General features: G+C 54.0%; 20 protein-coding genes and 2 tRNA genes. 11 read left to right on the top strand and 11 right to left on the bottom strand.

Going from position 1 to position 20660, the window contains the following annotated elements; translation table 11 throughout:
- Window positions 1–7: 7 nt before the first annotated feature.
- The gene (locus tag M8Q36_RS13485) at window positions 8–736 is read left to right on the top strand and encodes a LytR/AlgR family response regulator transcription factor (protein WP_020454597.1); all 729 of its coding nucleotides are present in this window, start codon (window positions 8–10) and stop codon (window positions 734–736) included.
- Here M8Q36_RS13485 and glk read toward each other — a convergent pair.
- A complete protein-coding gene (gene glk, locus M8Q36_RS13480; protein WP_249881217.1) occupies window positions 733–1698 on the bottom strand; it encodes a glucokinase in 966 nt (321 codons plus the stop codon). The genes M8Q36_RS13485 and glk overlap by 4 nt on opposite strands.
- Window positions 1699–1877: 179 nt before the next feature.
- Between glk and M8Q36_RS13475 the strand changes: the two genes are divergently transcribed.
- Window positions 1878–3113 carry an ion channel protein gene (locus M8Q36_RS13475; protein WP_249881216.1) on the top strand — a complete coding sequence of 412 codons (1236 nt, stop codon included), beginning with the start codon at window positions 1878–1880 and terminating at the stop codon, window positions 3111–3113.
- Here M8Q36_RS13475 and M8Q36_RS13470 read toward each other — a convergent pair whose 3' ends face one another.
- Complete coding sequence (locus tag M8Q36_RS13470) at window positions 3114–4772, bottom strand: alpha-keto acid decarboxylase family protein (protein ID WP_249881215.1); 1659 nt, start codon at window positions 4770–4772, stop codon at window positions 3114–3116.
- 172 nt (window positions 4773–4944) lie between these two features.
- On the opposite strand from M8Q36_RS13470, the gene mgrA reads away from it, so the two are divergent.
- Together mgrA and M8Q36_RS13460 are read left to right on the top strand one after the other, a co-directional pair.
- Window positions 4945–5943: an L-glyceraldehyde 3-phosphate reductase gene (gene mgrA / locus M8Q36_RS13465; RefSeq protein WP_249881214.1), complete on the top strand. Its 999-nt coding sequence runs from the start codon at window positions 4945–4947 to the stop codon at window positions 5941–5943.
- Between the two features lie 123 nt (window positions 5944–6066).
- Window positions 6067–6381: a DUF2502 domain-containing protein gene (locus tag M8Q36_RS13460; protein ID WP_249881213.1), complete on the top strand. Its 315-nt coding sequence runs from the start codon at window positions 6067–6069 to the stop codon at window positions 6379–6381.
- 41 nt (window positions 6382–6422) lie between these two features.
- Here the strand turns inward: M8Q36_RS13460 and M8Q36_RS13455 are convergent, their stop codons facing one another.
- Window positions 6423–7661, bottom strand: a complete 1239-nt coding sequence (locus M8Q36_RS13455) for an Nramp family divalent metal transporter (protein WP_249881212.1) — start codon at window positions 7659–7661, stop codon at window positions 6423–6425.
- A 353-nt stretch (window positions 7662–8014) separates the two neighbouring features.
- Here M8Q36_RS13455 and M8Q36_RS13450 point away from each other — a divergent pair, with 353 nt between their 5' ends.
- Entirely contained in the window at window positions 8015–9202 is a 1188-nt protein-coding gene (locus M8Q36_RS13450) for a NupC/NupG family nucleoside CNT transporter (RefSeq protein ID WP_020454603.1), read from the top strand.
- A gap of 41 nt (window positions 9203–9243) precedes the next feature.
- Here M8Q36_RS13450 and M8Q36_RS13445 read toward each other — a convergent pair whose 3' ends face one another.
- From M8Q36_RS13445 to M8Q36_RS13435, 3 genes are all read right to left on the bottom strand, one after another.
- Window positions 9244–11433 (bottom strand): EAL domain-containing protein, encoded by a 2190-nt coding sequence (locus M8Q36_RS13445; protein ID WP_249881211.1) that lies wholly within the window; start codon window positions 11431–11433, stop codon window positions 9244–9246.
- Window positions 11434–11642: 209 nt separating this feature from the next.
- Window positions 11643–11718: transfer RNA gene (locus M8Q36_RS13440), tRNA-Ala, on the bottom strand.
- A 41-nt stretch (window positions 11719–11759) separates the two neighbouring features.
- Window positions 11760–11835: transfer RNA gene (locus M8Q36_RS13435), tRNA-Ala, on the bottom strand.
- Window positions 11836–12055: 220 nt separating this feature from the next.
- Here M8Q36_RS13435 and M8Q36_RS13430 point away from each other — a divergent pair.
- The gene (locus tag M8Q36_RS13430; RefSeq protein ID WP_086870949.1) at window positions 12056–12415 is read left to right on the top strand and encodes a YfeC-like transcriptional regulator; all 360 of its coding nucleotides are present in this window, start codon (window positions 12056–12058) and stop codon (window positions 12413–12415) included.
- A 1-nt stretch (window position 12416) separates the two neighbouring features.
- A complete protein-coding gene (locus tag M8Q36_RS13425) occupies window positions 12417–12809 on the top strand; it encodes a YfeC-like transcriptional regulator (protein WP_200550271.1) in 393 nt (130 codons plus the stop codon).
- A gap of 42 nt (window positions 12810–12851) precedes the next feature.
- Here M8Q36_RS13425 and M8Q36_RS13420 read toward each other — a convergent pair whose 3' ends face one another.
- Window positions 12852–13193, bottom strand: coding sequence for a RamA family antibiotic efflux transcriptional regulator (locus tag M8Q36_RS13420; protein WP_045513916.1), 342 nt, complete (start codon window positions 13191–13193; stop codon window positions 12852–12854).
- A gap of 38 nt (window positions 13194–13231) precedes the next feature.
- Window positions 13232–14347, bottom strand: a complete 1116-nt coding sequence (locus M8Q36_RS13415) for an MBL fold metallo-hydrolase (RefSeq protein WP_249881210.1) — start codon at window positions 14345–14347, stop codon at window positions 13232–13234.
- Window positions 14348–14524: 177 nt separating this feature from the next.
- Between M8Q36_RS13415 and M8Q36_RS13410 the strand changes: the two genes are divergently transcribed.
- Window positions 14525–15115, top strand: a complete 591-nt coding sequence (locus M8Q36_RS13410; RefSeq protein ID WP_045513910.1) for a TetR/AcrR family transcriptional regulator — start codon at window positions 14525–14527, stop codon at window positions 15113–15115.
- Window positions 15105–15470 carry an MmcQ/YjbR family DNA-binding protein gene (locus M8Q36_RS13405; RefSeq protein ID WP_020454610.1) on the top strand — a complete coding sequence of 122 codons (366 nt, stop codon included), beginning with the start codon at window positions 15105–15107 and terminating at the stop codon, window positions 15468–15470. The genes M8Q36_RS13410 and M8Q36_RS13405 overlap by 11 nt, the downstream gene beginning before the upstream one ends.
- Here M8Q36_RS13405 and M8Q36_RS13400 read toward each other — a convergent pair.
- Complete coding sequence (locus M8Q36_RS13400; protein WP_249881209.1) at window positions 15467–16339, bottom strand: helix-turn-helix transcriptional regulator; 873 nt, start codon at window positions 16337–16339, stop codon at window positions 15467–15469. The two genes, M8Q36_RS13405 and M8Q36_RS13400, sit on opposite strands and share 4 nt — an antisense overlap.
- A gap of 108 nt (window positions 16340–16447) precedes the next feature.
- On the opposite strand from M8Q36_RS13400, the gene M8Q36_RS13395 reads away from it, so the two are divergent.
- Both M8Q36_RS13395 and M8Q36_RS13390 read left to right on the top strand, forming a co-directional pair.
- Entirely contained in the window at window positions 16448–17872 is a 1425-nt protein-coding gene (locus M8Q36_RS13395; protein ID WP_249881208.1) for an MFS transporter, read from the top strand.
- Between the two features lie 66 nt (window positions 17873–17938).
- Window positions 17939–18736 (top strand): PhzF family phenazine biosynthesis protein, encoded by a 798-nt coding sequence (locus M8Q36_RS13390; RefSeq protein WP_249881207.1) that lies wholly within the window; start codon window positions 17939–17941, stop codon window positions 18734–18736.
- Here the strand turns inward: M8Q36_RS13390 and M8Q36_RS13385 are convergent.
- Both M8Q36_RS13385 and M8Q36_RS13380 read right to left on the bottom strand, forming a co-directional pair.
- Complete coding sequence (locus M8Q36_RS13385) at window positions 18725–19594, bottom strand: DMT family transporter (protein WP_249881206.1); 870 nt, start codon at window positions 19592–19594, stop codon at window positions 18725–18727. The genes M8Q36_RS13390 and M8Q36_RS13385 overlap by 12 nt on opposite strands.
- 74 nt (window positions 19595–19668) lie before the next feature.
- On the bottom strand, window positions 19669–20649 hold the full coding sequence (locus M8Q36_RS13380; RefSeq protein WP_249881205.1) for a LacI family DNA-binding transcriptional regulator: 981 nt from the start codon (window positions 20647–20649) through the stop codon (window positions 19669–19671).
- Window positions 20650–20660: the final 11 nt, after the last annotated feature.

Below are 20660 nucleotides of genomic sequence, written 5' to 3'. Positions count from 1 at the left end.
GAGCTGTATGAAAGTCATCATTGTTGAAGATGAGATCCTGGCGCAACAGGAGCTGAGCTGGCTTATCAAAGCGCATAGCCAGATGGAAATTGTCGGCACTTTCGACGATGGTCTCGACGTGCTGAAATATTTACAGCACAACAAAGTCGACGCCATTTTTCTCGATATTAATATCCCCTCTCTGGATGGCGTATTGCTGGCGCAGAATATCAGCCAGTTCGCCCATAAGCCGTTTATCGTCTTTATTACTGCCTGGAAAGAGCATGCGGTGGAGGCTTTTGAACTGGAAGCGTTCGACTACATCCTGAAACCGTACCAGGAGTCACGCATCATCAGCATGCTGCAAAAACTGGAAACGGCCTGGCAGCAGCAATCAGGCCCGGTTGCCAGCCCGCAGCCACGGGAAAACGCGACCATTAATCTGGTGAAAGACGAGCGCATTATCGTCACCAGTATTCATGATATTTATTATGCGGAAGCGCATGAGAAGATGACGTTTGTCTATACGAAGCGGGAATCGTACGTGATGCCGATGAACATCACTGAGTTTTGCAGCAAACTGCCGGCGGCGCACTTCTTTCGCTGCCACCGCTCTTACTGCGTCAATCTGGATAAAATCCGCGAGATCGAGCCCTGGTTTAACAATACCTATATTTTGCGGCTGCGGGACCTGGAGTTTCAGGTGCCCGTCAGCCGCAGCAAAGTTAAAGAGTTTCGTCAGTTAATGAATCTTTAAAGCACGTAACCCAGCGTCTGGCGCAGATGAGCGCCAGAGCCCAACAGCCCCGGATTATCATGCACGATCAGAAATACCGGGATATCCTGGACGTAGGATTTAAAACGTCCTTTGTCCTCGAAACCGCCGCGAAAACCGGAAGCGGTAAAGAAATCGAGGAAGCGCGGCACAATACCACCGGCAATGTAAACGCCGCCGAAAGTGCCGAGATTAAGCGCCAGGTTGCCGCCAAAACGCCCCATAATGACGCAAAACAGTGACAACGCGCGACGGCAGTCAATGCAGCTGTCTTCCAGCGCGCGTTCAGTCACATCTTTCGGTTGCAGATTTTCCGGCAGGCGGCCATCTGATTTGACGATCGCGCGATAGAGATTAACGAGGCCAGGACCGGAGAGCACTCGTTCAGCAGAAACGTGACCGATTTCCGCACGTAACTCTTCGAGGATTATCCCCTCTTCTTCGCTGTTTGGCGCGAAATCGACATGGCCACCTTCGCCCGGCAAACTCACCCAGCGCTTATCCACATGCACCAGATGCGAAACGCCAAGCCCGGTGCCTGCGCCGTAAACGGCAATCGGTTTACCTTCAACCGGCGCCAAACCGCCAAACTGAATCAAGTGTTCGGCTTTGAGCATCGGGATCGCCATTGATACAGCGGTAAAATCATTAATGATTTCCAGATGTGCGAAACCGAGGTTTTTCTTCATTTCGGCAATCGAAAACGCCCAGGTGTGGTTGGTCATTGCCACCCAGTCACCAGTGATCGGGCAGGCGATGGCAATACAGCCGTCTTCCACCGTGACGTCGTGCTCTTTCAGATAAACACGCACCACGTCTTCCAGGCTTGGATAATCGAGGCCGGAGTAGGTTTTGGCCCGGGAGATGTCACCGCTATCGACATCACACAACGCTAAGCGCGCGTTCGTGCCACCCACATCTCCCACTAAAGCATACTTTGTCATTCTTTTACGGCTCCGCTAAAGTCAGAATAAATCTTTGGCACACTGTAAATTCAAGGCGCTGTAACGACAACGACCATATCATGAGTGCCCCAGGATTATCGATCTTCATCACAGATTACCTTAAAGGTTTCAGCCCGGTTGCATCCTCCGTTGCCAGGCTTCGTTACAAGGATAAAAAGATGCTCCATCCGCGTGCGAGAACGCTGCTGTTACTGGCGCTGCCTGCGCTCACTATTGGTGTTGCGTCGAGTCTGATCTTAGCGCTGGTGATGAAAATCGCTGCCCTGCTGCAAACTGTGTTGTGGAGCGGCGTGCCGTGGCGGCTCGGCATCTCACCGGATTCCCCCTGGTGGATACTGGTCGTGTTGACACTCACCGGCGTTGCTATTGGCCTGGTTATCCGTTTCAGCGCCGGTCATGGCGGGCCGGATCCGGCGACGGTGCCGCTGATTGGTTCGCCGGTTGCGGTCAATGCGCTACCGGGGCTGACGCTGGCAATGATCCTCGGTCTGGCGGGCGGCGTAAGTCTTGGCCCGGAACAACCGGTGATGGTGCTGAATATCGCCCTTGCCGTTGCACTTGGCGCGCGCATTTTCCCGCGCGTTGCGCCGCTGGACTGGACAATTCTTGCCTCCGCCGGCACGCTCGGCGCACTGTTTGGCACGCCTGTGGCGGCAGCGCTTATCTTCTCGCAAACCCTGAAAGCCAGTGAAGACGTGCCACTGTGGGATCGCCTGTTCGCGCCGTTGATGGCTGCCGCAGCAGGCGCGCTAACCACCAGCCTCTTTTCGCCACCGCATTTCACGCTGCCCATTCCCCATTATCCGCAGATGCATATCGTTGATATTTTTAGCGGTGCGGTCGTGACGCTGTTCGCCATTGCGCTGGGAATGGTGGCAGTTTGGTGTTTACCGCGTCTGCATCACTTACTGCATCGCCTGAACAACCCGGTGATGACGTTGGGGATTGGCGGCTTCCTGCTTGGCCTTCTGGGCATGGCTGGCGGCCACGTTACCCTATTTAAGGGGCTGGATGAGATGCAGCAACTGGCGTTTGCCCATACCTATACCGTTACCGATTACCTGCTGTTTGCCCTGGTGAAGCTCGCCGCGCTGGTGATCGCTGCCGCCTGCGGTTTTCGTGGTGGGCGTATTTTTCCGGCGGTGTTTGTCGGAGTGGCATTAGGCTTAATGCTGCATGAACATGTCGATGCCGTTCCGGCTGCGGTCACTGTGTCCTGCGCGGTGTTAGGACTGGTGCTAGTAGTGACGCGCGATGGCTGGCTGAGCCTGTTCCTGGCGGCTGTCGTCGTACCGGATACCACTTTGTTGCCGCTGCTGTGTATCGTGATCCTGCCCGCCTGGTTAGTGCTGGCCGGAAAACCGATGATGATTGTCCCCCGTCGCAGTAAGTAACTACTCACTGTTACGCGTTTCCAGCGCATGGGTGACATCTCGCAGCAGATCCGGCAAATCGGCTTGCGGCAACATCACTTCAATCAGCGCAAGCCGATGATGATGCGAGGCGGCTTCCAGCGCCTCCGCCAGTTGCACCGTTTCGCTAACACGCCAGCATTCGGCCTGGCAGTCATGGCTGAGTGCATGCGGGATATGTGTCCAGTTCCAGCGTGCAATATCGTTATAACGCTGATGCGCACCGTGGATCGCCCGCTCCACCGTGTAACCATCATTATTGAGCAATAAAATGATCGGCCGTTGCCCGTCACGCAGCATGGACCCCAGCTCCTGAATAGTGAGCTGCGCTGCGCCGTCGCCGCTAAGCAAAATGACCCGCCGCTCCGGGCAGGCGGTTTGTGCGCCGAACGCGGCGGGCAGGCAATAACCAATCGATCCCCACAGCGGCTGCGTCAGCATGTCAACCTCGGCTGGCAGGCGCAGAGACGCTGCGCCAAAGGCGGCGGTTCCCTGATCGGCCAGTAAAATATCACCGGGGCGAATAAAAGCCTGCAGCGTTTGCCAGAATGTATGCTGATTCAATGTGCCGGAGTGGTGCGGCGAATTGGCGGAGGGCGCGGGAACAGGGTCAAGCACGCAGCGTGGGTTATTGCGACAAACCGAAATCAATGTATTCACCGCGTCCTGCATTGTAATCCCGCTGAACCACTCTTCCCCTACCCGCGCCGCAAAGGGCTGGATATCAATCGTGCGTTCCGCAGGTAGCTGCTGGGTAAACCCGGCGGTGATGGTGTCCGTAAAACGCACGCCGACACACATTACCGCATCGGCACTCTCGATCGCCTCCCGCACCTGCGGCGGGCTGGCGGCACCGCTGTAAGTGCCGACAAACCCAGGCTGCGTTTCATCAAACAAGCCTTTACCCATTAACAATGTGGCGTGCGGGATGGGCGAATCCTTCATCCAGCACTGCAACATTTTCTGTACACCAAAGCGGTGAGCGAGAAAATCCGCCAGCAGCGCAACGCGCGGGCTTTCGCTGAGCATCGCCTGTACACATCGACGAAAGCTGTCCAGACGCCCTTCATTAGGCTGAAGCGGTGCAGGAGTGATAACGTTTACAGGCGGCGTTGCCGCCATTTTTGCCACATCGGCGGGCAACATCAGGTAACCGGGGCGGGATTCACTAAGCATCGAGCGGATCACGCGGTCAATTTCATAGCAGGCGTTTTCTGCTGTTAATACCGCCAGTGCGGCGCTAACAGGTTCATACATGCGCCAGAAATGGCTGAAATCACCGTCTCCCAGTGTGTGGTGCAGAAGTTCACCACGTTGCTGTACGCTGCGACAGGGCGCGCCCACGATATGCAACACCGGCACATATTCCGCAAAGCTACCGGCGACACCATTAATCGCACTTAACTCCCCCACGCCAAAGGTGGTCAGCAGCGCGCCCGCCCCCTGGCAACGCCCGTAACCATCGGCGGCATAAGCAGCATTCAGTTCATTGGCGCAGCCCACCCAATGTACTGCCGGATGCTGGATAACGTGATCGAGAAATTGCAGGTTGTAGTCGCCCGGTACGCCGAAAAGATGATGAATACCGCAGCCGGCAAGCCTGTCCAGTAGGTAGTCGGCAACTGAATAATCGTTTTGCATTGCGCTACGTCTCCAAATACTGACACTTACCTGAGTATTGGAGAACTGTGATGAGAGTCCAGGATACGCGTCAGAGAGAAAGTGGAAAGCAAGCTTTACGGTACCAGGCGGTGTAAGCTCAGTGAATGTAAACGCATACACTAACGTTACGCTGATAAAAAGGAGCAACTGCATGGTTTATCTGGCCAATCCCGCACGTTATGAAAAGATGCACTACCATCGCTGCGGCGACAGCGGGTTAAAGCTGCCGGCAATTTCGCTTGGGTTGTGGCATAACTTCGGTGATACCACGTTGCTGGAAAATAGCCGCCAGTTGTTGCGGCATGCCTTTGATCTGGGTATTACCCATTTTGATCTGGCCAACAACTATGGGCCGCCGCCGGGATCCGCAGAGCGCAATTTTGGCCGGATTTTGCAGGAGGACTTCCTGCCCTACCGCGATGAATTAATTATCTCGAGCAAAGCCGGTTATACCATGTGGGACGGCCCGTATGGCGACTGGGGCTCACGTAAGTACCTGATTGCCAGCCTCGACCAGAGCTTGCGCCGCATGGGTCTGGAGTATGTTGATATCTTCTACCACCATCGCCCGGATCCCGAGACGCCGCTGCAAGAAACCATGCGCGCACTGGACCATATTGTGCGCCAGGGCAAAGCCCTGTATGTGGGACTTTCCAACTATCCGGCGGCGCAGGCGCGCGAAGCTATCGATATTCTTAATGACCTGGGAACACCGTGTCTTATCCACCAGCCGAAATACTCAATGTTTGAACGCTGGGTAGAAGCGGAATTGCTTGATGTATTGCAGGAAAAAGGTGTCGGCAGTATTGCGTTCTCACCGCTGGCAGGCGGGCAACTGACCGACCGTTATCTGCACGGCATTCCACCCGATTCCCGCGCCGCCAGCGGCAGCCGCTTTCTCAACCCGGAGCAAATTACGGATGAAAAGCTGATGACCGTTCGCGCGCTGAATGCACTGGCGGAACGGCGCGGACAGAAGTTATCGCAGCTGGCGCTGGCCTGGGTGCTGCGCAACGATCGTGTTACCTCGGTGCTGATTGGCGCCAGTAAAACCAGCCAGCTTGACGATGCAGTCGGCATGCTGGCAAACCGCCACTTCACCACAGCGGAAAACAATGAGATCGACGCCATTCTCAGCGGCGCAAAATAACAGCAGATTTAGCAAAAAATGCTGCCATTCATGATTTAGGAGTTCCGCCAATAATACGGGGTTTGGCCGCCCCGTAATATTGTTGTAACAGGCCGTTTCGGCCCGATCGTGAAGGAGAAGAGTATGTTCAGGTCACTGATTCTGGCAGCTGTGTTAATGGCTTCTGCGCCGCTGGTGGCAAATGCTGGCGAAATCACCCTGTTGCCATCTGTAAAATTACAAATTGGCGATCGCGATAATTACGGTAACTACTGGGACGGCGGCCGCTGGCGCGACCGTGACTACTGGGGCCGCAACTATGAGTGGCGCGGCAACCGTTGGCACAAACACGACCACGGCTGGCATCGCGGCTGGGACAAAAAGAATGCGTATGAACGCGGTTACCGTGAAGGCTGGCGCGACCGCGATGATCATCGTGGCCGGGGACACCACCACTAATTCAAAAAAAGGAGCGCAAGCGCTCCTTTTTCTCATGCGATTTACAGGCCTGCCGCACTGCCGATTAACAGCCAGCCATTCAAACTGACCACCAGCACCACAATCACCCAGCCAACCCGTTTAACCATTGGCGTATTGACTAACTCGCCCATTAATTTGCGGTTACTGGTGAAAATCAGCAGCGGCACCAGCGCCAGCGCGATGCCGAAACTCAGCAGCACCTGGCTCATGACAAGGATCCTCGTCGGATCCAGCCCCAGCCAGATAACAATAAACGATGGCATCATGGTGATGGTGCGCCGCACCCACAGGGGAATATGAAAACGCACAAACCCCTGCATCACCACCTGCCCGGCCAGCGTCCCCACCACCGTAGAAGAGAGCCCCGCTGCTACCAGGCTAAGACCAAAAATGGTCGCTGCCGCATGGCTTAATAATGGCTCCAGCGTCAGGTACGCCTGGTCGAGATCGGCAACACCGGTATGCCCGTTAAAATGGAACGCCGCGGCCGCTGTCGCCATCATCGCCAGATTCACAAACCCGGCGATAGTCATTGCGATGCCCACATCCCATTTCGTGGCGGAATAACGCTCGCGCTGAGTGCCCTGGTGCAGATGCTGCGTCAGAGACGAGTGCAGGTAAATAACGTGCGGCATAATGGTCGCGCCCAGTACGCCAGCCGCGAGGAACACCGCTTCGCTACTCGGCAAACTCGGGATCGCAATGCCTTGCGCCAACTGAGCCAGCTTCGGCTGGGAAAAAACCAGCTCGACAATATAAGCCGCGGCGACAAACAGCAGCAGGCCGCCTATTACTTTCTCCAGCGGTTTTTGCCCTCGCCGCTGTAACATCAGAATCAAGAACGTCGCCACGCCAGTGAGCACCGCACCTTGCAGTAACGAAACGCCGAGGATGAGCTTAAACCCGATGGCGGCACCAATAAATTCAGCCAGATCGGTTGCCATGGCGATAATTTCTGCCTGAACCCAGTAGAACCACACCAGCGGGCGCGGATAGTGATCGCGGATCTGCTCTGCGAGGTTCTTCCCGGTGGCTATCCCCAGTTTGGCGGAAAGCAGTTGGATCAGCATCGCCATGATATTGGCCCAGACCACCACCCACAGCAGTTGATAGCCAAAACTGGCGCCCGCCTGAATATTGGTAGCGAAGTTGCCCGGATCGATATAACCGATAGCAGCAATAAACGCGGGTCCCATTAAGGCAAACCGTAACTTGCGCGCTGCACGCCCATTACTATTCTCAACGCGACTACTGTTCATTTATTGCCCCTAAATATAGCCTTTGCTATGTTTTATGCTACCAAAATGAGAATGATTATCAAGTTCATTTAAATGGGTTTACCTGATTTCTCTGATAGCCAGAAACAATAGAAGGGTTGAATGTCAAGGATGGTGACGACGACAACAGCTTTTGCCGCAGCGTTATGTTAAGAGTCTAGCAGTATGACGCAACTTTTCACGCTTTTACTTAACATAACAGAAATGTATGTTGGATCACTAATTTTGAGTCTGGTCACAGGTCATTAATATAGTGTGTGTTTGATCTCGTTTTCTTTTGCCTTGTTACATAGAATGTGCACGAAATTCCTACCCGTCTCATATTTGGAGCAAATATGTCCCGCGTTTTGCACTTTGTCCTGGCGCTTGCTGTTGTGGCGCTGCTTGCCCTGCTCGTAAGCAGCGATCGCAAGAAGATCCGCATTCGTTTTGTTATTCAACTGCTGGTGATTGAAGTTTTACTGGCCTGGTTCTTCCTGAACTCTGATATTGGCCTTGGCTTCGTTAAAGGCTTCTCCGAGATGTTCGAAAAACTGCTCGGTTTTGCTAACGAAGGTACCAACTTCGTCTTCGGTAAAATGAATGATGAAGGTCTGGCGTTCTTCTTCCTGAAAGTGCTGTGCCCGATTGTCTTCATTTCTGCTCTGATTGGTATTTTGCAACACATTCGTGTGCTGCCGATCATTATCCGCGCCATCGGTACGGTGCTGTCCAAAGTGAACGGCATGGGCAAACTGGAGTCGTTTAACGCTGTCAGCTCCCTGATTCTGGGCCAGTCTGAAAACTTCATCGCTTACAAAGACATTCTCGGCAAAATGTCCCGCAACCGCATGTACACCATGGCAGCGACCGCCATGTCGACTGTTTCGATGTCCATCGTCGGCGCGTACATGACCATGCTCCAGCCGAAATATGTTGTTGCGGCGCTGGTGCTGAACATGTTCAGTACCTTTATTGTGCTGTCGATTCTCAACCCGTACCGCGTGGATGAGAGCGAAGAAAACCTGCAAATGGCGAAGCTGCACGAAGGCCAGAGCTTCTTTGAAATGCTGGGTGAATACATTCTGGCGGGCTTCAAAGTTGCCATTATTGTTGCGGCAATGCTGATTGGTTTTATCGCCCTGATTTCCGGCCTGAACGCGCTGTTCGCCGCCGTGCTGGGCATCTCCTTCCAGGGGATTCTGGGCTACATTTTCTACCCGATTGCGTGGGTGCTGGGCGTGCCGGCTCACGAAGCGCTGCAGGTTGCCAGTATCATGGCGACCAAACTGGTTTCTAACGAATTTGTGGCGATGATGGATCTGCAGAAAATCGCGGCGAACCTCTCTCCGCGTTCAGAAGGCATCCTGTCCGTGTTCCTCGTCTCCTTCGCGAACTTCTCGTCTATCGGCATTATCGCCGGTGCAATCAAAGGCCTGAATGAAGAACAGGGTAACGTGGTTTCCCGTTTCGGTCTGAAACTGGTGTATGGCTCCACGCTAGTGAGCGTGCTGTCTGCGGCTATCGCTGCGCTGGTTATTTGATTGTCACAGGCTAAAAAAACCGGGGAAATCCCCGGTTTTTTTTATTCAGTGTTAGCCAGCGGCTGCGGTTTACCCAGCAAATACCCCTGCAAGTAATCGACGCCAACATTCAGCAACAATTCGCGCTGCGCTTCATTTTCCACATACTCCGCAACCACAGTCAGCGATTTGGCCTTCGCCAGTTCGCATATCGCTTTGACAATCATTGCATCCTGCTTGTCCTGCAAAATATCCCGGATAAAACAGCCGTCGATTTTAATGATATCGGCCTGGAGCCTTTTCAAACGTTCAAAGTTGGCATAGCCGGTACCAAAATCATCAATCGCGATTTTGAATCCCGCCTTTCGCAACTGCTTAATATTATGGATACTGATTTCCGAATTGGAGAAAGCCTGCTCTTCCGTTATCTCGATGATCACCTGCTGCGGCAATACCGCATAGCGTGCAAAAAGTGCCAGAAACTGCGCGGCGAACTCTTTTTGCATCAGGGTGAGTGGCATTAAATTCACCGAAAAACGCGCCGAATCGCCGGGCTGCGGGTGCGCCTGCATCCACTGGAGCAGGCATTCTATAACCTGCATATCAAACCGTGCGCCAAGATTGAACTGGGCAATAACGGGAATAAAAAGATCTGGCGTAATAAATTCGCCATCAACAACCAGCCGCGTGAGGACTTCCTGGTAACCGTCCCCTTCGGCATTCACGATCGGCTGCCCATAGAGGACAATGCCATTTTCGCTGAGCGCACGTTTCACTTTGTTCAGCTGTAACACGCGTTCCGTGGTTTGATCGGTAACCACTTGCAGGCTGTTTGTCAGCGCCAGTACGCGGTGCTCCGCACTTGCCTGTTCTGAAAGCCAGCTTAACTGGCCCAACGTCTGGTGCAGTTCTTCGCCCGAGCCCTGCAATTCCCCCCAGGAAGCGCCAAACTCAATATCCAGAACGGCATTGTTCCAGTAAATACGGCGACTGTTCAGGTAATCCAGCATATGATGCAAACGCGCCAGGATTTCTGGCCCATCAAGTAACAATAAAAGCTCACTGCCCGGAAGCTGGAAAAAGCGTTCCCCATCCTGTAGCAAAGGCTGAAGCTCACGCGTTACGCTGCGTTTCACATATACACGCATCATCATGCCGAAATGGCGGCTGAGGAATTCGAGGTTTTTCATATGCAGGCAGCACACGATACCATTTGGCTGCTGCGCCATCTGCTGTTCCAGCGCACGCAGGTTGGGCAGGCCCGTTAATGGATCACTCATGGCCTGTATTTCCCAACGCCCTTTCAGCCACTCGCTGCGGTTAAAAACACGCGTCATATAAAGCATGCAGATGGTAAAGCTGATAAGTACCGACATCACAAATGCCAGCGAGTAATCGGAACGCACACCATGAAGAAAATTATCGTTGTACGCCAGCAACAGGAACGCCGAAACGCCCCAACTTAATGAAATGAGCGTAGAACTTAACCTACTGATACCAAAAGTGAATAAAATAAAAATAACCGGCACCAAATAACCCGCAATATAATCATTTTTATATGGAGCGCATAAAATAGCAACAAGCGCAGCAAGCGAAATAAGCCAACAAAGCGTAAAGACTCTATTTTCCCTGGAGAAACACGGTTTAAAACTTCTCAACCATAAGGCGCGGGCAAAGCGAGGATTAAGAATCATCCGCAAAAGATAATAAAAAACCATGGTAAAAATGAGTGCGGCGCAAATCAGGCTCTGGATATCAATAATAGAATAAATAACCGAACCAGCCCCAAAAAAATTCGATAAATTAACCGGATAGTTAAACCAGGCCCCAGCAATATACATCGATGCTTTTATTCCGACAGGCGCAATAAACCCTAACCACAGGATACGCACACCCATATCTTTATTTGGCAGACCATGACGCCAGCGAGAACCCAGCTGCCAACGAACAATACCGCAGATCAGCAACACCGAAAATAATTGGCAAAATAAAAGCATCAATGCTTCAGCGAGGGGAAGATGAAAAAAAACCTCATTTACCAGAGCAAACCCAATGATAATCGGTAATATTCCATGCCAGCCAAATAATAGAAGTATTGCCAGCATTGCACTCAACGGTAACCAGGCAAGATAAACTTCACTGGCATCAACAAGGGTGAGTGGAGAAATAAATCGTGAAACCGGAATAGCCACCAGGCATAAAATTAACGCGAGGAAGAATTTTCTTACCGCACTGTATTTACTGTATTTCATCAGCGTTAATTAAATGCTCCCAACTGGTCAAAAATGAGTCGCCGAGATAATAGGTTTATTCATAGTGCGAATCAAGCTATCAGCGGCTCGAATACCGAGCATAACTGTCGCCTTACCGGACGTATGCTTATTTAGGTATAGCAGAAAGAATTGAATAAAAGAGGAAGATAAAAACAAAAACCCCCACGTAAACGCGGGGGTTTGAATTTTGGTGGAGCTAAGCGGGATCGAACCGCTGACCTCTTGCATGCCATGCAAGCGCTCTCCCAGCTGAGCTATAGCCCCACAATATGCCTTAACGTGCCAATTCCGTTGGGTGCGGAATTTGGTGGAGCTAAGCGGGATCGAACCGCTGACCTCTTGCATGCCATGCAAGCGCTCTCCCAGCTGAGCTATAGCCCCATCGCGTAAAGCGTGTCGTGTTGACGGGCGGCATAATATGAATTCCCTTGCCAGGTGTCAACGGCAAAATCGCGCCGCATTATTCAATCGCTGAAAAAGCATGCAAATGAAAGACATTGCGAACGCCCTCGCAGCCAGTAGTTAAACATGTCACATTTTCCCGTAAAATGGTGCTATAACATAAGCCATTAATTACCCTTACAACAATTCGGGAAATTACATGCTCAAGGAACGAATGACGCCAGAAGAGTTGGCCAGCCTTACAGGATATAGCCGACAAACCATCAATAAATGGGTGCGCAAAGAAGGCTGGGTGACCTCACCAAAACCCGGCGTACAAGGAGGTAAAGCCCGTCTGGTCCATATAAATGAACAAGTCCGCGCATTTATTCGCAGCGCACAGCGCACTGAAGACCAACCCAAAACCACGCTTACCGCCAGCGATACCTCACTTGAGGCGTTATTAATCCGGCTGGCAAAAGAGATGACCGACGCGGAGCAAAAACAACTCTCTTCACTTTTATTACGCGACGGCATTACCGGCTTGTTGCAACGTCTGGGGCTCCGCGATCAAAAATAATATGATGAAATTACCTAACAAAATGACCACCGAAGAATTAGCGGAGTTTCTCGGCGTCGCCAGACAAACGGTGAATCGTTGGATCCGCCAGCAAGGTTGGGAAACAGAACCGTTACCCGGTGTAAAAGGCGGTCGTGCCAGGCTGATTCACCTCACGAAAGAGGTGCGCAGTTTCATTATGAAAACGCCCTCTATGCGCCATCATAATTCTCCCTATTCTATCGCCGAACCCGCTCCGGTTTACGCCAGTGGAAATAGCGCGCTGCATGAGATTATCAAAGTGCTGCAAAACATGACCGCTGAGGAACAAAAGCAGCTTTCAACGCTGCTGGCGCGCGAAGGTATTAGCGGGCTTTTAAGCCGTTTAGGCATCGAGAAAACGCTGGCAGAATAAAAAAACGGCCTTATGCAGGCCGATTTTTTTATCTGTTTTCCATCAATGGGTATGCTGATGATTCTCCCGCCGGTACGCACCCGGCGGCAGATTAAAGGTGCGGGTAAAGATGCGCGTAAACGTCTGCTGCGAATCAAAACCGTACTTCAGGCAGATGTCGTAAACCTTCTGATCGGTATTACGTAAATCGCGTGCAGCGAGAGATAATTTGCGCGTGCGAATATAGCGCCCCAGACTCTCCCCTTTATAGTGCAAGAAAAGCCGTTGCAGATGCCATTTGGAATAGCCCGCATGCGCTGCAATATCATCAATACGTAATGGTTGATGGAGATTGTCGTCGATCCACTCGACGATGGTGTCGATAACCTGAGCGGAAATAGTCATACTGCGATCCCCCTCTGCTCTTCGATTAATAAACGGGTTTATTCCCACCAGGCGCGGAAAACTTGCGCAGTATCAGCCGCAAGCACCGGTTCGCCCAGCCTCGGTGTCAATAAGCGATAGCTTTTGTCCCGGCTTGCTGCCGCCAGCCGTTTGTACGGATCGTCCCATGTGTGTTTTGCCAACACAAAACGCCCCGCATGGCCCGGCAGAACCGCGCGAGCATTAAGTTCCTGCGCTGCCAGAGCGGTCTCTTCGGGCATCATGTGAATGTACTTCCAGTCCTCGTCGTACTGGCCATTTTCCATAATCGCCAGATCAACCACGCCAAACTGTTCGCCAATCGCTTTGAAATGCGAGCCATAGCCGCTATCGCCGCTGTAATAAACGTTCTGCGTGGCGGTAGTGAACATAAAGCTGGCCCACAATGTCTGATTACGTTTCAGACCGCGCCCGGAAAAGTGGCGCGCGGGTAAAACGTGCACGGCCAAATCGTCGCTCACCACCACTTTCTGCTGCCAGTCGGCTTCATGAATGATTGCCGGATCCATTCCCCAGTAACGCAGGTGCGAGCCTACACCGAGCGGCGTCACCACTTTTTTGATTTTCGGCATCAGCGCCTTGATGGTGGCGTAATCCAGGTGGTCATAGTGATCGTGCGAAATAATCAGCAGATCGATCTCCGGCATGTTTTGCGCCGTCCAGAGATCGTTACCGGCAAACGCCTTATTGAGAAATGAAAACGGCGCCGCGTAATGACTCAGAATTGGATCGATCAGAATGCGCTTGCCCGCCAGGTGCAAATACCAGGACGAATGTCCCATCCACACCAGCGTATCCTGCTCAAGCGGCAGGCTGGCGAGATCGGTGTGCACCGCCGGTAACGGCTGCTGCGGGCGCGCGTTCTCGCGTTTAATAACCAGAAAATCCCACCATGCTGCCAGCATATTTTTCTTTCCGGTGAAACCCGGGGTCGGCAACTGGTTTTGAAACTTTCCGTCACGATAATGCGGTGATTTTTCGACTTCAGTAAGCTGTTCGCCCTGCGGGAGTTGGCCAAATCCGGCATTCAGAACAAAAGGTAAACTTGCGGCAGAGGCAACGAGCATAACAAGAACCACGCTGAAAATGAGACGCTTCATATCCTGACCCGACAAAATCGATCCATTCCGTAGATATGACGCTGGTTAAACTTGATTATGAGTGAGTAAGCACTCATTATAGAAAGCAACGCTCAACCGTCAAGATCATTTTTTTTCTATGACATTCGACGTTGCAGCGTTACAGAGGGCATGTTTCAATCGTGGTTTTTACAATGTGAGAGGAAAAGTGTAGTGGCTCGTCCAAAAAGTGAAGATAAAAAACTGGCGTTACTGGAAGCGGCTACCGAAGCCATTGCACAGTCGGGGATCGCTGCCTCCACCGCGTTAATCGCCCGCAATGCGGGTGTTGCGGAAGGGACGCTGTTTCGCTACTTCGCCACCAAAGACGATCTGCTCAACGCACTTTACCTGCATCTGAAAAGCGATCTGTGCGGCACCATGCTGGCGAATATCGATCTCTCAATCAACGATTCCAGGCATCACACGCAATGTATCTGGAACAGCTATATCGACTGGGGCATCCGTCACCCGAATGGTCACTGCGCCGTGCGCCAGATAGCCGTCAGCGACAAACTCACCGACGCCACCCGCCAGCAAGTCGCGGAAATTTTTCCGGAGCTGCATGAGTTATGCCACCGTTCAGTACGGCCGGTGTTTCTGACCGATGAATACTCCCCTTTTGGCGATGCGATTTTCCTGTCGATGGCGGACACTACCATTACCTTCGCCAGCCGGGATGCGTCTCGCATCACCGAGTTTAAGCGCCTTGGCTTCGAAGCCATGTGGCGTGCGCTGGCCATTGAGGAAAATAATGGACAGTAAAACCCTGCAAGCGAGCGCGCACCGTATTGCGCTCGAACTGCCCTTCACCGAACATTGCTGGCCGTTTGGGCCGGAACATGACGTGTTCAAAGTGTGCGGGAAGATTTTTATGATGACCACCACCGCGCACGGCAGGCCGATGGTGACGATGAAAGCCGAGCCGCAAAAATCGCTGCTCAACCAGCAGATCTACCCCAGCATTGAACCGGGGTATCACATGAACAAAAAACACTGGATTTCCGTATTCGCTGGCGACGACATCGACGAATCGCTGCTCGCGTTCCTGATTCAGGAATCATGGAACCGCGTGGTCGACGGCTTGCCGCGCAAAGATCAAAAACGCCTGCGCCCTTAAGCGTTGTCCGCCAGCCAGCTCAACGCCTTTTCACCCGCCTCATCCACCGGCAGATACACCAGCAACCGCGAGCCGTTACGTGGTGCTGAGTACCAGTACATTTGCTGAAGAGAAAACTCGCCAAGCTGCGGATGGTTAAAGATTTTTATCTTATTTTCCAAGCCGCGCACGTCCAGATGCTTGCGCCATAACGCTTCAAATTCCGCAGAAGCCGCACAAAACCGCGCCAGCTTCGCTTCCCACACCGCATCGCCCCGGTGCTCAGCCATGGCCGCGCGGAAATAGGCAACAAAGGTCTGTAACACGCTCTCATCATAGCCGAGCCGGGTACGCCATTGCGGGTGGGTGAGATAGAGATAAATACAGTTGCGATCATCGTCGGGGATTTCGCTGAAATTAACCCCCATCAGGCGCTCAAAACCGACGTTCCACGCCACAATGTCAAAGTTGGTTTTCTGAATACTGGCCGGTTGCGGCAGCAGGCTATCCAGCAAGCGCCGGGTGCCTTCGCTGATGCCTTCACACTGCGGCGTATTCAGCGCTTCCGTTGGCGTTAACCCGGCCAGCAAAAACAGATGGCGGGTTTCCGTTGGCGAACATTGCAAAGCCGCGGCAATCGCCTGCAACACGGTAGCGGAAGGATTAACGTCCCTGCCCTGTTCGAGCCAGGTGTACCAGGTGACGCCAACGTCTGCCAGCAGCGCCACCTCTTCACGCCGCAGCCCCGGCGTGCGCCGGCGCGTACTGCGCGGCAGCCCCAGCCGCTGCGGATCGAGGCTTTCCCGCCGCGCACGCAAAAATGCACCAAGCTGTTTACGGTTCTCATCCAGCACCGTCAGTTCCGGGATCTTTTCGACCATCGACGTCATAACCCTCTCCAGCATGGTAGTGCCAGTACCAGTATAGGCAAGAACTGGTACCCGTTTTTCTGTTAAGCGATGCTACGTCCATCCGATGAATGACGCAATGGAGTTCCCATGAAAACGTCTGCTGTTTCTCCGGGCCGGGCAGGCCTGATCCTTCTGCTGACCGGGCAAATGCTGCCATTGATTGACACCTCAATTACCAATGTCGCGCTCGACTCCATCACTCTGTCGCTGCACACCACCGCCACACAGCTGGCGCTGATCGTCGCGCTGTACGGCGTAGCTTTTGCCGTCTGTCTGGCGATGGGCAGTAAACTGGGGGACAACTTCGGCCGCCGGCGGATATTCTTATGGGGCGTGGCCCTGTTTGGTATCGCTTCGCTGTTGTGCGGGCTGGCAAATTCGGTCTCCGCATTGCTAGGCGCGCGAACGCTACAGGGCATGGGCGCGGCGCTGATTGTGCCGCAGATCCTCGCGACGTTGCATGTCACGCTAAAAGGCACAGCCCACGCACGCGCCATTAGCCTCTACGGCGGTATTGGCGGTGTGGCGTTTATCATCGGGCAGATGGGCGGCGGCTGGCTGGTCTCGGCGGATATTGCCGGTCTTGGCTGGCGCAACGCCTTTTTTATCAATGTACCCATTTGCCTTCTGGTGCTGGCGCTCAGTCGCCGCTATGTGCCGGAAACCCGGAGCGAAACGCGCACACGCATTGACTGGCAAGGCACTGTTGCGCTGGCGATGATCCTCTGCTGTCTGCTGTTCCCGCTGGCGCTTGGCCCCGAGCTGCACTGGCCGTGGGAAACGAAAGCCGCGCTGCTGGCGCTGATTCCGCTGGCATGGTGGATGCGCACCAGCGCATTAAAACAGCAACAAGCGGGTTTAATCCCGCTGCTACCGCCGCGCTTACTCAAGTTGCACAGTATCCGTTTCGGCCTGCTGATTGCGTTGCTGTTCTTTAGCGCGTGGTCGGGTTTTATGTTCTGTATGGCGCTCACGTTGCAAGCCGGAATGGGCATGACGCCGTACCAGTCAGGCAACAGCTTTGTCGCGCTGGGCGTCGCCTATTTTGTCTCTGCCTGGTATGCGCCAAAACTGATTGGTCGCTATAGCATGCGCACCATTTTGCTCACCGGGCTGATGATCCAGGTCAGTGGTCTGCTGGCATTGATTGCTACCCTGCAGCTCTCCGGGCGGGCGGTGGGTGCGCTGGCACTTGCGCCGTCTACCGCGCTGATTGGCTATGGCCAGGCGCTGATTGTGAATAGCTTTTACCGCATTGGCATGCGCGATATCACCACCCAGGATGCAGGCGCAGGTAGCGCACTGCTCAGCACATTGCAGCAGGCCACGCTCGGCCTCGGTCCGGCAGTACTCGGCGGGTTGTTTTTGCATCTTGTCGGCCAGTCGCAAGGCAACTACAGCACGGCGCTGAGTGGTTTTCTGGCAACAGAAGTGGTGATGATGCTGGTGCTGGCGGCAGCGGCAGTGAGCGCCCGCCATCAACTGGCACCGCGCTGCCCGGCTAACTCCTGATTAGCGCTATCCGCAGGCGTAAAAAGGGGATAATGTTATCCCCTTGTTAACAAAGGGAGCGCCGTAGTGGAACTTGATATTTACCAGGTGGACGCGTTCAGTACGCGTCCTTTTTCCGGTAACCCGGCAGCGGTATGTATTACACCGCAGGGGCTGGAAGCCGCATTAATGCAGCGGATAGCTGAAGAGATGGCGGTATCCGAAACCGCGTTTTTAAACCTTGCGGACAATAACCTGCGCTGGTTTACGCCGCAGGCCGAAGTTGATTTATGCGGCCACGGCACGCTGGCGACCGCGCATATTCTGCGCCAGAACGGGCGGCTTGCCGAAGGCGACGCCATCACCTTTTACACCCTTTCCGGCCCGCCGACGGCAACCGCCGTGGCGCAGGGCATTGAGCTTGATTTCCCGCTCCTGACACCGCACATGCAGCCCGAAGCGCCAGCGGAATTACTGAAGGCACTTGGGCTGGCGCATGAACAGGTGAGTGGTTACGGTTTGTTCGGCGCGAAGCAACTGGTGGTGGTTGAGGATGCGCAATTAGTTTACGCACTCACGCCTGATTTTGCGGCGCTTCGCGCCTTGCCAGGCCGCGGCGTGGCAGTCACCGCGCCCGGTCAGGATGCGTATGATTGCGTGTCGCGCTACTTCGCCCCGTGGGTAGGAGTGAATGAAGATCCGGTGACCGGCTCTGCGCACTGTGCGCTGGCGGCCTACTGGTCGGCGCGGCTGGGTAAGCGCTCGCTTACCGCCTTCCAGGCCTCACCGCGCGGCGGCGTTTTAGCGCTGGCGCTCAGGGAAAATGGACGCGTGCTGATCGGTGGTGGTGCGCATACGGTGCTGGCCGGCACGTTACGGCTTTGACGGTAGACGCGCAATCATCCGCCAGCGGAACCAAATCTGCGCCAGCAGGATCAACACGCCGCCAAGGATTTTTTGCAGCGGTAAGCGCTCACCGTACCAAATCGAAGCGGCGATCACCGTCAGTAAGGGTTCCAGCACCATAATGATGGCAGCGCTGGCGACGGCAGCATATTTTTGCCCTTGCAGCTGCAGGCCAAACCTGAGACTTGTAGCAATTAAAATGCTCGCCGCCAGCCACATCGCCGTGGTGCTGGTAAAGGGTTGAGTCCAGGACTCAAACAGCGCAGAAATCACCAGCCCGGCAATGCCGGTGATCGCAAGCTGTACCGCCGTGAGCGGCAGCAGCGGCACTTCTCTGGCACAGCGGCTGGTGTAGCAAAAATAGATCGACTGCACGAACGCCGTCAGCAAAAACCAGCCCTGGCTGGCATGAAACGTGATGGGCATGTGCAGGCTCAGCAGTGCTAACCCAATAATGGCGACCGGCAAACACTCCCAGTAGGCGCGCGCCGGACGGGTTTTTAGCATCACCCAGGCCACCAGCGGCACAAACAGCATCGACAGGCTCATGATAAATGCCCCCTCGCCCAGCGATGGCGTGGTCGATACCGACCAGATCCACAGACAAAGGTTGAGTGCCATCCATACGCCACTTATCACCACCTGACGCACTTTTTCCAGCGCGATGCGTTGCCCACGGCAAAACGGCAGCAGCACCAACGCCGCGCCAAAAAAGCGCAGCCCAAGAAAGGCGAAAACCGGCATTCCGCTAATGGCTTCGCGCGAGAAAATCCACCCGCAGGCGGCAATCAGTGTGGTCAGAACCAGAAATAAATCAGCTTGTCGTTGCCGGGTCATGGCAAGGCTCCCTGAGCAATAAAAAAGCCAGCGCGGCGGCTGGCGAAATCTTTACACACATCATGCCTGAAATGTCAGGCGCTGGCGCGGGAAATATAACGCCAGTCCATGATTACGCTTTCTGGCGGGCTATCGGGATTATCAATACGGTTCAGCAACAGCCGGACGGCTTCGCGCCCCATTGCCTGCGAAGGTTGCTCGATAGTGCTGAGCGGCGGCGTAACCATCTCTGCCAGTTCAGTGCCATCGAAACCGACCACCGCGATATCCTGCGGCATTTTCAATCCGACTTCATGGATCGCCAGCAGCGCCCCGGCGGCCAGCGTATCGGAAACAGCAAACACCGCGTCCGGGCGTTGCGGCGCATTAAGCAGTTGCTGCATCGCGCTTTTCCCGGCGCTGAAACTCAAATCGCGGGCGTATTCCACGTTTTCATAGCGCAGGTGTTTTGCCTGTAAACCGCTCCGGTAGCCACGTTCACGCAGCCGGGCATATTTATAACTCAAATCGTGGTTAATCATGGCAATGCGCTGGCAGCCGCGCTCAACTAAGCGGTCAATCACGCAGCAGGCGGCGTCGACATCGTTAATGCCCACGCAGGAGACGTCGCCGTTATCGGCATACTCGGCACATTGCACCCAGGGCGCGGCGCCAATCATGGTGGACAGCTCCGGCAATTTCGCACACGCATCCATGGTGATGATGCCATCGACAATCTTGCCCGACAGCAATTTGAGTGCTGAGCGCGAGCGCGCCATGTCCGCACCGGAGTTACACAACAGGATGCGGTACCCGTTTTTTTCCGCCTCTTCTTCGATGCCCTTCACCACTTCGGCGCAAAACGGGTTACCGATATTAGAGACCAACACCAGAATCATTGAGCTGCGCGCGGTGCGCAACTGGCGGGCTAATAAGTTGGGTTGGTACTGGCACGCCTTGATGGCCTGCAATACGCGTTCGCGATTTTTCGGTTTCACGGATTCGCTGTTATTCAACACCCGTGAAACCGTTGCAACGGAAACGCCCGCCATCCTGGCAATTTTTTGAATGGACATAACAACAATAT

This window comes from Kosakonia sp. R1.Fl (assembly GCF_023516815.1).
Lineage (GTDB): Bacteria > Pseudomonadota > Gammaproteobacteria > Enterobacterales > Enterobacteriaceae > Kosakonia.
This window is presented reverse-complemented; position numbering and strand designations above follow the sequence as displayed.